Annotated in this window: 14 protein-coding genes; 5 read left to right on the top strand and 9 right to left on the bottom strand. The window is 40.5% G+C overall.

From position 1 onward, the window contains the following. Genes VIM89_RS05285 through VIM89_RS05275 form a run of 3 tightly spaced genes read right to left on the bottom strand, consistent with a single transcriptional unit; the run spans window position 1 to window position 2,878 of the window. The gene (locus VIM89_RS05285; protein WP_488155089.1) at window positions 1-1,299 is read right to left on the bottom strand and encodes a L,D-transpeptidase scaffold domain-containing protein; all 1,299 of its coding nucleotides are present in this window, start codon (window positions 1,297-1,299) and stop codon (window positions 1-3) included. Window positions 1,300-1,346: 47 nt separating this feature from the next. Next, a complete protein-coding gene (locus tag VIM89_RS05280) occupies window positions 1,347-2,144 on the bottom strand; it encodes a sensor histidine kinase (protein ID WP_488155088.1) in 798 nt (265 codons plus the stop codon). A gap of 14 nt (window positions 2,145-2,158) precedes the next feature. Continuing rightward, window positions 2,159-2,878, bottom strand: a complete 720-nt coding sequence (locus VIM89_RS05275; RefSeq protein WP_488155087.1) for an LOG family protein — start codon at window positions 2,876-2,878, stop codon at window positions 2,159-2,161. Window positions 2,879-3,043: 165 nt separating this feature from the next. Between VIM89_RS05275 and VIM89_RS05270 the strand changes: the two genes are divergently transcribed. After that, window positions 3,044-5,563, top strand: a complete 2,520-nt coding sequence (locus tag VIM89_RS05270) for a cation-translocating P-type ATPase (RefSeq protein ID WP_488155086.1) — start codon at window positions 3,044-3,046, stop codon at window positions 5,561-5,563. A gap of 57 nt (window positions 5,564-5,620) precedes the next feature. Here VIM89_RS05270 and VIM89_RS05265 read toward each other — a convergent pair whose 3' ends face one another. The 3 genes from VIM89_RS05265 to VIM89_RS05255 form a co-directional block, all read right to left on the bottom strand. Further along, window positions 5,621-6,412 (bottom strand): S1 family serine peptidase, encoded by a 792-nt coding sequence (locus tag VIM89_RS05265; protein WP_488155085.1) that lies wholly within the window; start codon window positions 6,410-6,412, stop codon window positions 5,621-5,623. Between the two features lie 49 nt (window positions 6,413-6,461). Then, a complete protein-coding gene (locus VIM89_RS05260) occupies window positions 6,462-7,076 on the bottom strand; it encodes a chemotaxis protein CheB (protein ID WP_488155084.1) in 615 nt (204 codons plus the stop codon). A gap of 89 nt (window positions 7,077-7,165) precedes the next feature. Continuing rightward, complete coding sequence (locus VIM89_RS05255) at window positions 7,166-7,987, bottom strand: universal stress protein (RefSeq protein WP_488155083.1); 822 nt, start codon at window positions 7,985-7,987, stop codon at window positions 7,166-7,168. A 282-nt stretch (window positions 7,988-8,269) separates the two neighbouring features. Here VIM89_RS05255 and VIM89_RS05250 point away from each other — a divergent pair, with 282 nt between their 5' ends. The 3 genes from VIM89_RS05250 to VIM89_RS05240 all read left to right on the top strand — a co-directional run bounded on the left by VIM89_RS05250 (window position 8,270) and on the right by VIM89_RS05240 (window position 10,428). Continuing rightward, a complete protein-coding gene (locus VIM89_RS05250; protein ID WP_488155082.1) occupies window positions 8,270-8,656 on the top strand; it encodes a hypothetical protein in 387 nt (128 codons plus the stop codon). 397 nt (window positions 8,657-9,053) lie between these two features. Next, a complete protein-coding gene (locus VIM89_RS05245) occupies window positions 9,054-9,890 on the top strand; it encodes a universal stress protein (protein ID WP_488155081.1) in 837 nt (278 codons plus the stop codon). Window positions 9,891-9,933: 43 nt separating this feature from the next. Beyond that, complete coding sequence (locus VIM89_RS05240) at window positions 9,934-10,428, top strand: P-loop nucleotide/nucleoside kinase family protein (protein ID WP_488155080.1); 495 nt, start codon at window positions 9,934-9,936, stop codon at window positions 10,426-10,428. 112 nt (window positions 10,429-10,540) lie between these two features. On the opposite strand, the gene VIM89_RS05235 is transcribed toward VIM89_RS05240, so the two are convergent. After that, window positions 10,541-11,140, bottom strand: a complete 600-nt coding sequence (locus VIM89_RS05235; protein WP_488155079.1) for a CDP-alcohol phosphatidyltransferase family protein — start codon at window positions 11,138-11,140, stop codon at window positions 10,541-10,543. A 343-nt stretch (window positions 11,141-11,483) separates the two neighbouring features. Between VIM89_RS05235 and VIM89_RS05230 the strand changes: the two genes are divergently transcribed. Continuing rightward, window positions 11,484-12,332, top strand: a complete 849-nt coding sequence (locus VIM89_RS05230; RefSeq protein WP_488155078.1) for a universal stress protein — start codon at window positions 11,484-11,486, stop codon at window positions 12,330-12,332. Between the two features lie 95 nt (window positions 12,333-12,427). Here VIM89_RS05230 and VIM89_RS05225 read toward each other — a convergent pair whose 3' ends face one another. Next, entirely contained in the window at window positions 12,428-12,847 is a 420-nt protein-coding gene (locus tag VIM89_RS05225) for a hypothetical protein (protein WP_488155077.1), read from the bottom strand. Window positions 12,848-12,907: 60 nt separating this feature from the next. Then, window positions 12,908-13,342: an Hsp20/alpha crystallin family protein gene (locus VIM89_RS05220; protein WP_488155076.1), complete on the bottom strand. Its 435-nt coding sequence runs from the start codon at window positions 13,340-13,342 to the stop codon at window positions 12,908-12,910. Between the last annotated feature and the right edge of the window lie 3 nt (window positions 13,343-13,345).

Here is a 13,345-nt window from a genome sequence, read left to right as displayed (position 1 = left end):
TTATTCAGATACCATGTACTCTGCCGTGTTATATAATGCTTGTTCCAGTTTTTGGTCCAGGTTGTATATATCCTTATATTTCACCACCATGCCATTCTGTACCTCACATGTAATGTAAGTTATTTTTAATGCAATAGGTTTCGTCAGCATAAAATTAGTTATCGCGTAGTCATTTATTGATTTTCGAAGCGAATCAATTTTATCGGCATGGTCATCTGCTCTTAGTAGCAGGAATGCAAGCTGCTCACCTTTCTCAACTTTAATATTGCCCTTACTCAAGGCCCGTTCAGCGGGTTTGAAAATACCGGTTTCAGGACGTCCGCAGATAGAGATACCTTTAGCGTTTTTAAACCAGAAGTATATTACTCCCCTGGGGTTTATGCCCGGAGGTGTGCTCCTATCGCTCGACATTTTTAATTTAGATGCTGTTGTAAAATCGGTTAAGGCGGTATTTAGCTGAGGTGTTGGAGTTGAAGGATTACCTACAATTGCCCTAAACTCATAGCTTTTATCCGATTGATTAACCGTTAATTTGAATGAAGGTATATTCATCTGCAAATAGGGTTCATTGTTTACGGCCATCCATCTCATACGTTCAAGGTTGATGGCCATTTTCTGAACTGCTGTGTCAGGTAATGCATCACAATCCTGCTGAAACTGGGTTAGTTCGCGCATTTGCTCTTCCAGTTCGGCGTATGCTTTAATTTGAGGCTGAACAGCTGTTATCGAACTCATAAAATGTTGTTTCCTGAGTGCGGCCCCAAGTATCTTGCCGGCATTAAAGCTAGTGTCGTTTCCAGCATCAATTTTTGCGGGGGTGAGATATGGGTTTAGTTTACCGTAATGCAAGTGATTGATGAAAGTAATCAATGCATCAGTGATCATCAGTTCGCACCTGGCCTTTTCATTATTGTTTACCTGCTCCGGGTGCTCAAGGATGATGCGCAAGCGCGCGTAGTCAATTTCTTTGGGATGATAATCGGCGTGGCAAAGACCAAACTGAAGCACACAGTTAATCAGCAATACTCCTTCCCAAGTACGTTTTGGATCATCTCCTGGTTTTATCCATACTGGTTGGAAATTATGATACCTGTAAAAGCGAAATACACTATGCGGGAAATGAAAAATTCCCTGATTCTTAAAGTCACCTAACTGCGTCTTAATTTCGGCAGAAACGGAAGTATCCTTCCGTATTTTGGCTGTCAAACCGTAGGAGTCGGCTGCTGTAATCAGCAATAAAATGATCAATCCACTTTTGATTACCAGTCGCGCTGGATATCTATTCAAAATACTCTTCATAGCTCATCAATTAATAGTCTTCATTTTTTGATTTAATAAGCTCCCGATCAAGACGTAATCGGGAAAATCAAGTTAAAGACAGTCCCCTTTTTTGCATTTTTTTCTACCGTCACCTTACCGCCCATTAACTCAGCATACCGTTTCACCAGGTTCAAACCTAGGCCGGTACCTGTGATGTGAGACGCATTGCTCGCCCTGAAAAATGGCTCAAATAACTTGTCTTTCTCTTCATCCGGGATACCTATCCCATAATCCTTTACCCATATTTTGCACCAATCCTGGTCTATTTCGGAACCTACTTCGATATGATCGGCAACATCAGAGTATTTAATGGCGTTTGATATCAGGTTTACCAGGCAATGCTCCAATAATTTTTTGTCCAGTGATATGTGAGACGATGATCCTGTATGCGTATACTTAATATCCTGCCAATCCCTGGTTTGATGTTTCATCTGACTTACCACATCTTCAGTTAAACCTTTCAGGTCAAAAGCCGCTATAACCGGTTGTATTTTTTGTTTGTCAATCTTCTCCGCCGAAAGAAAATCGTTAAGTATTGCGTACATATATGCTGCAGCTGTCTTAATCCCGGTTACCTCATTCAATATGTTTTGTTTGCTCATTGTATCATATTGGCAGCCTATTAAATCGGCTGCAAGCATGATTGTATTCAGAGGAATATCAAACTTGTGGACGGCAGTTTCAAGCGACTTGTTTTTCTCTTTGGATGCTGCATGTTTACGATAATGCGAATAATGATTTATTGGATTTCTGCGCTGATGTTTCGCGCCGGTTCCTAATAAATTGACAGATAAAACTTGTCCAAATTCTTTTTTCCTTCTCATGATGTTATTCATATTTAAACACGTTCAAATAGCCACTTAATGGGCTTTACTTTTTGCTTTGGTTTCAGGTTATATTGCCTGATGCTTTTTTCTATGATCATCGCTTTCGCTTCTTCTATATCGTCGGTAACCAGGAACAGGTGATCATCATTCTTACCTATTGTTGTTTCACTTTTCATTAGTTCGATATGTGCCAATAATTCTTTGTGGTATTCTTTTCCGAAAATGATAACAGGAAAGTGATCGATCTTATGAGTTTGTATAAGCGTCAGTGCCTCAAAATATTCATCCATAGTACCATAGCCGCCGGGCATCACGACAAATGCGAAGGAGTATTTTACCAACAGGATTTTACGGAGGAAAAAATGCTTTACAAACACCCATTTATCCAGGTAAGGATTAGGCTTCTGCTCAACAGGCAATTGAATATTACAGCCTACTGATTTTCCGCCCACTTCCTTTGCGCCGCGGTTGGCAGCTTCCATTAAGCCCGGGCCTCCGCCGGTAAGGATGGTAAAACCTAACCTGGCAAATTCTCCTGCTACCTTTCGTGTCAGTTCATAATAAGGATGGCCCTCTTTGAATCTCGCCGAGCCAAATATTGTTATACAAGGCCCCAGAAAATGCAGTGCCCGGAACCCCCGGATAAATTCGAACATGGTTTCAACGGTAAATTTGAGCTCCTTCCACCGCGAGTGCGGCCCGTCAAGAAATATGATTTCGGATTTGTCCATTTTTACGACGACTGCTTTTTAACTCCTGGTCTTGTTAAGCAAAATTCGTCTGAGTAAACTGGATTATACATGACAAGAATCAAATCCACTTGTGATTTGAGTCACAATGTTTTAGATTATTCAACCGACTTTTGATTTTCTGAACAAATTAAAAGACTTAAGAAAATGTTATCACCGGCTGCAGAAACCGAGCTTTCTGCGAATAATTTCGGTATTAAAGGATTAACTGCAGAACAGGTGTTACAAGCGCGTGAACAGTACGGCAGCAATATCCTGGTTTATCACAAAGAAAATGCTATTTGGAAGGCTATTAAGGGATTATTTAGTGAGCCTATGGTGCTTTTGTTATTGATCGCTTCAGTCATTTACTTTGCAAATGGAGCAACGGGTGATGGAATATTTATGGTCGCTTCTATTATTTTGATATCGGCCATATCCTTATATCAGGACAGAAAAAGCAGGAACGCATTAAAGAAGCTTGAAAAATTTAACCAGCCGCAGTGCAAGGTAATCCGCGACGGAATAACGAGCCTGCTTAATATTGAGGACCTGGTGATTGGCGACTGTTTTATTGCCGAAGAGGGAGTTATGATACCCGGCGATGGTGAAATAATCCGTTCCAATGATTTTTTCGTGAATGAATCGGCGCTAACCGGTGAGTCTCTGCCTGTTTATAAAGGCCAGGATAACACGAGCGACAATATTTATCGGGGAACTGTTGTAGTCAGTGGTTTGGCTATTGCCGAAGTTACTGCAATTGGTAACAACACTCGCTGGGGGCAGATTGGGAAGAGTCTAGAAAATGTCAGCGATGAAAAAACCCCGCTTGAACTTCAGATAAGTCAATTTGTAAGGTTTATGGTCATTGTGGGCTCTTTGGTATTTGTTGCAGTATGGACACTAAACTTTTTGCGCTCACATCAACTCTTAGATAGCTTACTCAAATCCCTTACGCTGGCTATGAGTATACTACCGGAAGAAATACCGGTCGCATTTACCACTTTTATGGCGCTGGGAACTTTTAGGCTGATGAAAATCGGCGCGATCGTTAAACAAATGAAAACCGTAGAGTCTCTGGGTAGCGCCACTGTAATATGTGTTGATAAAACAGGTACCATTACCGAAAATGAAATGGACATTGCCGGACTTTGGGCCTGGTTCTCGCCCCGAGTAACAAAACTTTCTGATGAGCTAGATTCCGATGAAAAAGGGTTAATAGAAACAGCCATGTGGGCCAGTGAACCCATTCCTTTTGACCCTATGGAGATTGCATTACACCAGGCTTATCAATCGATATATTCATACGATGAACGGCATAATTACCGGATGGTTCATGAATACCCGCTTGGAGGCAACCCGCCAATGATGACCCATGTATTTGAAAATAAAAATTCAAGCCGTATCATAGCAGCAAAGGGCGCCCCGGAAGCAATAATTAAGCTCTGCGGTTTAAGCAAAAACGAAAAGAATGAGATAAGCAAGGTTGTTAAAGAGATGACGGCAAAAGGTTACAGAGTGCTGGGGGTTGCTAAATCACTATTTACGGGCTACGATTTCCCTTTGATGCAGCAAAATCTCCCTTTTAAATTTAAAGGGCTTGTTGCATTTTATGATCCACCAAAAAAGAATATAAAATCGGCGCTAAAGGCTTTCTACGATGCAGGTATTGATGTCAGGATCATTACAGGGGATAATGCGCTTACCGCGATGGCTATTGCTAAAGAGATACAATTCAGAGGATATGAAGATGCCATTACCGGTGAAGCCTTGATGAACTTACCAGAAAAAGAGCGAGATCTGAAAATCATGTCAGGTAAATTATTTGCAAGAATGTACCCCGAAGCAAAGCTAGCGGTCATAAATACACTTAAGTCGAATAACCAGGTTGTGGCTATGACAGGCGACGGGATTAATGACGCTCCTGCTCTAAAAGCTGCTCATATTGGCATTGCTATGGGGAAAAAAGGAACAGAAATAGCCAGGGCCGCCGCGTCACTCATATTACTGGATGATGATCTTTCAAAAATGGTGGATGCTGTTGCCATTGGCAGAAAAATTTATGCCAATCTTAAAAAAGCCATTCAGTATATTATTTCAATACATATACCAATCATTCTCACGGTTTTTATGCCATTGGTACTGGGTTGGGTGTATCCCAATATCTTCAGTCCGGTGCATGTAATTTTTCTTGAATTAATTATGGGCCCTACCTGCTCTATTGTTTATGAGAATGAGTCAATGGAAAAAAACACAATGCTCCGACCCCCACGTCCATACACCACAACCTTTTTTAATTGGAAAGAGCTTGCTACAAGCGTTATTCAAGGACTATTTATCACCCTGGGCACATTAACGGTTTATCAGCTTTCTGTAGCTAAAGGTTATACCGAAATAACCACCCGATCGATGGTCTTTCTGACACTTATTACAGCCAACATCTTTCTCACGCTGGTTAATCGCTCATTTCATTATTCAGTTATTACCACGCTAAAAAGTCGTAATTATATGGTGCCGGTTATTATTCTTATAACAATCGTGATCACCACAGGGTTATTTTTAATAAAAAGCTTGGCGACATTTTTCGGACTTGGTACATTGAATCCGCTTCAACTGTTCATCAGTGCCGGTGTCGGCTTCACATCAGTTATATGGTATGAGGTAGTTAAATGGAATAAACGCCGCTAGTTATAGGAGTGGCACATCGATGTTTCAATTCATTTGACCATTGAGCCAATGAAAATATCAAAGCTCATTATAGAGCACTTTTACCAGCTCGGCCCTAATTACACCCGCTCTATGTCTTTTGCTATCGCCGCCAAACAAAAGACCACCGAATTGTAGTTTGTCTGAATTAGGTTTATTGCCAAAGTTGTTTTGGGTGATAAAGTATATGGGCGCACCTGAATCTCCCGGACCCAGGTCATCACTCGTATAACTAATTTCATACACCAGCGGTGAACACGAATAATCATTCCAATCAGGTAAACGGGCTATTGCTTTCGTTGGCTTCAATCCTTTGAACTGCTGTAATGAGATAGTTTGATCATCAGCAACGAACCCGTAGACCAAAATCGTTTCGGGGGTTTTAGAAATAGGAGTAAAACTTAGTATAAGTGATTCCAGACTATTGGTGACACAATTAGAAGGCACATCTATCGGAATAAAATAGATATCATGGCTGTAAGGATCGGCTTTTGTGTATTTGAGCGAGCTGATATCTATGGCTAACGATGTATCCCGCCGTGTATTTTTTAAACCGACTATAACAAAAAGAATATCCGGGTAGCTCCCCTTTTTATCGAAAGATGCAAAAAACCAACCGTTTACAACATGGCTGGCAGTAACCAGGTAGGTGTGGCCCTTCTTTTTTACAAAAAAGCCGGTGGCCTGAACGCTGTTCCCAGACTGGGCGTACCCATATATCAAGTAACTATATTTCGGCAACTGAGATGTGTCGACCATGGTCTCTTGCCCATAAGCAATTGAGAAATTAAGCAAAGTGATAAATGCTATGTATACAAACCTGCCTGACATTTTTATTTCACTAAACTATCTATTTGCAGCCCATTTGCTGACGATTGTTTCAGGCTGATTTTCTTTGTACTGAAATTCTATCTTTTGATTTTTTAAGATAGTCGGCAACACAATTCAGGATAGCTCCAGGCATATGTTCCGGCAACAGTATACGATCATAGTTTTCGGAATCGATGACCTTCAGCGGCAACGCATTGGATTCACAGGAAGAAGGCTCTTGTACAAATACGATGCCTCCTTCTTTTTTTATACTTGCGGCTCCTTCTACCCCATTGCTGCCACCTCCTGATAAAATAACCCCTATTGATCTTTCCTTGAAATCAGCAGCAAGAGAATCCATAAAAATGTCAATAGCACAATTTCGGAGGTCCTTCCTCTCTTTCAAATGCAGCACACCATTCTTTATTGTCATGTAATATCCTGGAGGTAATATAAACACTTTATTATTTTCAACCGGCATATTATCTGTCCCGTCGACCACATCAAGCTTGGAGTGATGTTGCAAAATCTCTTTCAGCATACTTTGAGCATCTGCGGATATGTGCCGGAGTATAACGTAGCTTACTCTGTCATTAATGGTCCGGTCAAAAAACTTCAGCAAAGGCGCCAGGTAACCGCTCGAGCCGCCGATAGCCACAATAAATTCGGGTTTTGATGTATTCATGGCATCATCTGTTATGTTTTCAAAATAACAGGTATTGCAGCGGCTACAATATGATGATTATCAGAAGGAACTTTGACAGTTGTCACAAATTAGCTGGGGAAAACGAGAAGCGGGATAGTTATATGTTTTGGCATGATGTGCGAAATATACCTGCCCATAATTTCTTCAAAATGAAAATGATGATTAACCAGAACCAGCAGGTCTGTATTCATTCCATGTATCAGGATGTCAGTCGCTCTCAAAAGGTCTTTTTCTTTTATATGATCAAATAATAATCGGTTATATGAAATGTTAATTCTGATTACTTCATCAAAAAATTCGCGCGCATAATTCTTATCCATATCCGGTATGCCTTTTTCAGAAACATGGGCAACCATTAGATCAGCTTCATCCGGATCGCCGAGTGCAGCCAGGAATTTCAAGACCTGGAATTTGCAGTAGCGCAGATCTGCCATATACACGATTCGTTCAAAGTTGATATGCAGCCAATTGTCGGGCACCAGCAAAAGCGGACAGGCAATCCTGTTAAGCACCGAATGAATATTGAATTCCTGGATGATTTCCCCATCGTCGCTTGCCTTAATTCCTTTGATAAGCAACTTGATATCTTGCTGAATGACAAGCTGAGCCACCCTTTGGGCATCGAAACCTGACAGATCAATATGATCAACTTTGGGCCGAAACTCCGACAAATTTGGTTTGCCAATTACTGAATCTTCTAATTTTAGCGAACCCTGATCGGCCTGAGTGTGTTGCTCGCCTGCCCGAACCAATTGTTTATCTAGTGTAATCACCTTATTCAGTTCGCCAACCAGTAAGTCCGCATTCATTTTTTGCGCAATATGCAAACCTACCCTGGCTGCGTTTTCAGCTGCATCGGAGTTATCGCTGAGGAATAAGATTTTTCGCATCACAGGCGCATTAAAAAGACTTTAAATTTCGTTAACGACTGGACGTCAACCAATGATTTTGGTCATTTTAAATCGTGATTGAAATCATCAATTTGACCTTCGTATCATTTTCATTTAATACCATAATCCGGAGATAGATAATAAAGTTGATAACAATCAATACTCACTGTGCTAAAGATCATTTAAAAAAGCTTGATTATGAGGCACTTTGACTTGTAATAAGCAATGCTGAATTAACCATAGGAGGTTATTAGGCTGATTTAATCATTAAATTATAAGGCCATGAAAAAAACTAAATTGTTCTTACTTCTGGGTATCTGCCTGGCAGGCATGTCAACCAGTTCGTTTGCCCAAATTAATTTACCTGAGGTTGTTATCAGGGCGGTAAAATATAAATATCTGGATGCCGTGGACTACAAGGGCGCACCACAACCGGTAAAGGTATTACAGGCAACAGCAGCGACATTTAATGTCAAAACATCGGAATATTATGATGATGCTTACGACGGATATTACATCACCTTTTATATCCCTAACGGAAGAATTTTGGCTGCATATGATGCAACCGGTAAATTACTAAGGACCGCAGAAAGTGCAGCTCCCCAAGGCTGTTATAACAGCAGTCGCTACGCGGTTTCCGCAATGGGCTATCGCCAAAGATGTTTATAAAGTACAATTTTATGATTCGAGAGGAGATGCAAAAAAAAGATATAAGCTTCTTCTGGAAAACGGAGATCAGCGAATCAAGATCAATATCAACGAAAATGGAGAGTTTCAGGATTAAGCCTATCGACAAGACATCACATTTATAGCCCAAAAGCAAATAAAAAGCCACCATTCCTGGTGGTTTTTTATTTCAAGAGCGATTTAAAGCAGTTGCATTTGCTATTTTGATAACTATCAAACGCAATCGTGACGGGCATCATATTTATTTTCAAGCATTTATGGTTGTTTTGAACCGTTATTCAGGGCCGTGTCTAAAGCTATCCATTCACTTTTTGATTGTGCGTTGGGCTTAATGAAAATACAGAATAACACTTGTTTGGAGAAAAATTGAATCAAGATCATGAGCACTAAAAAATTTTTAGCCATTTGTGACGGATTGAAGTATTCGACCGCCACAACCACATACGCAATTGAACTCGCCAAGATGGCTAATGCCTACGTGGCAGGCACCTTCCTGGATGATTTCACCTATCATAGTCATTCACTTAAAAGTCGCAGCTATTCAAAATTGCTTGCAGAAAGAAAAGAACTGGTGGCACACGATACGTTAAGCAGACAAGAATCGGTGGAACAGTTTAAAAAAAGCTGCAATGAAGCCGGTGTTGAGCATATTGTCCATCACGATAAGAGCATTGCTTTAAGGGAAGCAATACACGAGAGTGCATACGCAGATATGCTAATATTAAGTAAAAACGAAACCTTCACTCAATATGAACAACACGCTCCCAGTACTTTCGTCAAAGAGATTCTGGCAGGATCGGAATGTCCGGTTATGGTTGTTCCCACAGAATTTAAACCTATCAATAAAATTATCATGCTTTATGATGGCGAATCGCCATCGGTATATGCGATTAAACAATTCAGTTACCTGTTTCCAAATATGAGGCAACTACCGGTTGAAGTGATCACAATAAAATCATATGAATCTGATCGCCATGTGCCCGAAGGTAAACTGATAAAGGAACTTATGAACCGTCACTTCACGGAAGTGGTATATACAATAGTCCAGGGCGATCCGGAAAGGGCGATTATTGAACAACTAAAATACAGGCAGCACGACGAATTGATTGTTTTGGGTGCGTATGAACGAGGCGATATTTCCCGCTGGTTGAAACCAAGCATGGCCGACTTACTGTTGACAGAGTTAAAGGCACCATTATTTATTGCTCATCGCTAATGGTCGAAAAGCAACGATTGTCGTGGAAAGTAACACGAATAAAATGAAAGATTATAAAGGCATAACCAAACGCGACCCTCAGCTTATTATAGTTCTCGGCCTGCCGGCAAGCGGAAAAACAACCTTTGCAAAGGAATTGGCATCTGCCATCGAGGCACGCGCTATTAATAGTGATAACATCAGGGATGAAGTTTTGCTGCGGGGCAATTACACTGAAAAGGCTAAAGAAAAGGTCTACACAGCAATGCTAAAATTGGCCGTCTCCAGGATAGAGAGTGGAGAGTCAGTCATCCTTGACGGAACTTACTATAAGGAAAAGCTTCGCCGGAAAATTGTAAATAAGGCACAGGAGTTGCATTTGATCCCGCACTTTATCCAAGTGAAAGCGGACGAAGAAGTAATCCGCGAACGTATGAGCCCAGCTAGAAAAGAAAGTGATGCTGACTATGATGTTTATTTAAATATAAAGTCACAATTTGAACCTTTGTGCAGTTACCATCTTATTATTCGGATTGCCAGACGCCTGAAGAAATGCTGACCAAAGCCTTGCTGTTCATCGGAATTTATAATGAAGTAATAGGAAATTAAATTTAGAATAAAGCGGCGTAAACAAGAGAGTAAGCTTATTGATAATCTTCCTTCAACCAGTATTATTTAGGCTGGCCTTTTTTGTCTGCTCTCATCGCTAGTATCCAATAAATACCCTTTACGTTTGTTCTATAATCAGGTAAAACCAACACGAGAATCACCTCCTCCAGTAGGTCAATACTTGTTAACACCAGCATAAGGTAGAATAACCAATAAACCGGATACGGCATAAAAAAGAAAGTGATAAGAAAAGCTGCCTGTGAAACTGCTGCAACTTTTGCTGTGTAGGTATGAAAACTCGTCGGTCTTTGATATTTAACAAGAGCAACCACATTTTGTACCAGGTATAATACAAGTAAAACCGCTACCGGTATGATCTCATATAAAAAGAAAAGTGAATGTAGAATACACATACCAATGATGGCAGCCAAAATGGTGCAATCGTCGGCCAGTGAGTCGACGTGCGCGCCAAATGTGCTGGTAATCTTATATCTTCTTGCAAAAAAACCATCTACAGCATCAGTTAAAAAGCTTACAAGCAAGAGCCATTTAAACAATTGGAATCGATCAAAAACTGCCAAAACAATCAAAAACGGGGCTGCACAAAGCCTGTAAAGGGTTAAACTGTTAATAATGTAGAAACTTGTGCTTCGTCTGATCATACTATTCAACGATATCAAAAAACTCTTAATTGTTTAATTTATTAGATGCCTATTTGTCTTTCCGACAAGCAGCATTCCTTATAACAAGCTAAAGATCAAAATACTACAAGCTTATTTAAGTGATATTGGTCACTTCAAAGGCTGATTGTCGTCAGCGACAATTTTATCCATTAGTAACTTACGTGCTGACCGAGAGCACTATACACAAGCACCAAAAAATAAGAAAACGTCATTTTATTTAATGATCGCGGTCATTTGTTTTGAAGCTTCTCTTCGACAAATTTGATCTAAGTTAAAGTAAAACAAATAGTTAATTCCTTTACAAATACTCATTATTCAGGTTATGAAAAATATATTACTGCTGACCGACTTCACAGAAAACACCAAAGCGGCAGCCCAAACGGCACTGATCCTTAGCCAGAAAACGCACATGGATCTCATATTGATGAATACTTATGTATTTTACCCTACGGCAGAAAATTATGTTGGAGGCCCATGGTCCCCGGAAGTATTTAAAGAGGTCGAAGAAGAAAACCAGGAACAGATCTACCAGCTAAAAGTGCAGCTTGAAGATTACAGCCACACTACTCTCGATGCAGGCGACAGGCGCCCGGTGATCCGCACTACGGTCGAAATTATTGGACTGGGACTAGGAATAGGTGACGTGATGGAAAAAAACAACATCGATCTGATAGTAATGGGCGCTCACCAGGACGAGTTTCTTGCGACGAATCATGTCAATGAAGTTATACGTCGCGCAAAAGTTCCGGTAATGATAATTCCGTCGGGAACTCATCTTAAAAAAATAACAGAAGTTGTATATGCTACCAACTACTGTGCAGAGGACATTAATGCAATCAACTATACATCAAAAATGGCCAAAGCATGTGGCTTTGATTTAAAGGTGGTGCATGTAATGGAAGCTGGTAAACCAAAGGTTAATGAACAAGATAAGAGTGCATTTGAAGATCAATTGAAAAAAATACACACAGGCACTATTTCTTACCAAGTGGTGAACGGCAAAGACATGGAAACGAGGTTAACGCGATTGATGAAAACTGAACACGTGGGCTTACTTGCTTTGCTTCATCATCACCACTCATTTTTTGGCCGGCTTGTTACTCACAGTGATACCAGGCAATTGCTAAAGAACAATAAAATACCAATGCTAATTTTTCCGTCAGAAGAATGATGGGCTTTGGCATGTCACATGGACACAAAACCACGCATTCTTTAACGTATAAAGAAAAGCATCTGAAACCTCGGATGCCTTTCTTTTTAATGCATTTATTTCGTGACCAATTTCTTCCTATGCATGGCCTTTTCTACCAGGGCAAACATTTCTTTCTTAACCTCCCTGTAGTCGTTGATGAATTTAAGTAGCAGCACTTCGATGGTGGCCTGCTTTTCAGCTAATTTTTCGGCGTCTTCAGGAATAATACTTTCTGCCGCAAGCTCTACTTCCTTCATATGAGTCATTACTTGCTGTCGCAGATGATTCTCTTCCCTTTCCAGTTCGAACAGCTTTTTGGTTGACCTCTTGAGCTCGTTAACATATTCAGAGCTTAATAACTGAACAAAATAATCACCCAGCAGGCGATGCAAAAAAGCTGTTTCGATCCTGAAAAATTCCAGATCCGAGTCCCAATGCCTGCACAAAACATACATTTGCTGTGAACGTGCGGATAAACTTAATGCGGTTTCCATAACATTTTTTTAAGTAACAATCCCACCGTTTTGACCCGGTGGGATTGTGTGGGTAATTGACTAAGCAACTTTGATTTCCTTTTTTGCGGCAACTGGTTTTGCCGTTTTTTTCAGCTCGATGGTAAGCACACCATTGTCATAACGGGCATTGATCTTATCATCTTCCACATCCTCGGGTAGGCTAAAAGTGCGGGTGAATGAAGAACATGAAAATTCCTGGCGCAGGTAATCTTCCTTTTCTTCTTTCTTTTCGCTGCTGGTTTCAGCACTGATAGAGATCAGGCCTTTTTCGGTACTGATCTTAAAATCATCTTTTTTGTAACCAGGGGCCGCAACCTCCAGTTCGTAATGATTTTTCTTGTCGCGAACATTTACCGAAGGAATGGTTTCGGCGTTGAAAAATGGCGTATTAAAAAATTTGTCGCCGTTCCAGAAATCTTCCATCATTGACCTTAATGATGGAAATCCATTTGATTTTTTTACTAAAGTTGACATGAT

This window comes from Mucilaginibacter sp. (genome assembly GCF_036568825.1).
GTDB lineage: Bacteria > Bacteroidota > Bacteroidia > Sphingobacteriales > Sphingobacteriaceae > Mucilaginibacter.
This window is presented reverse-complemented; position numbering and strand designations above follow the sequence as displayed.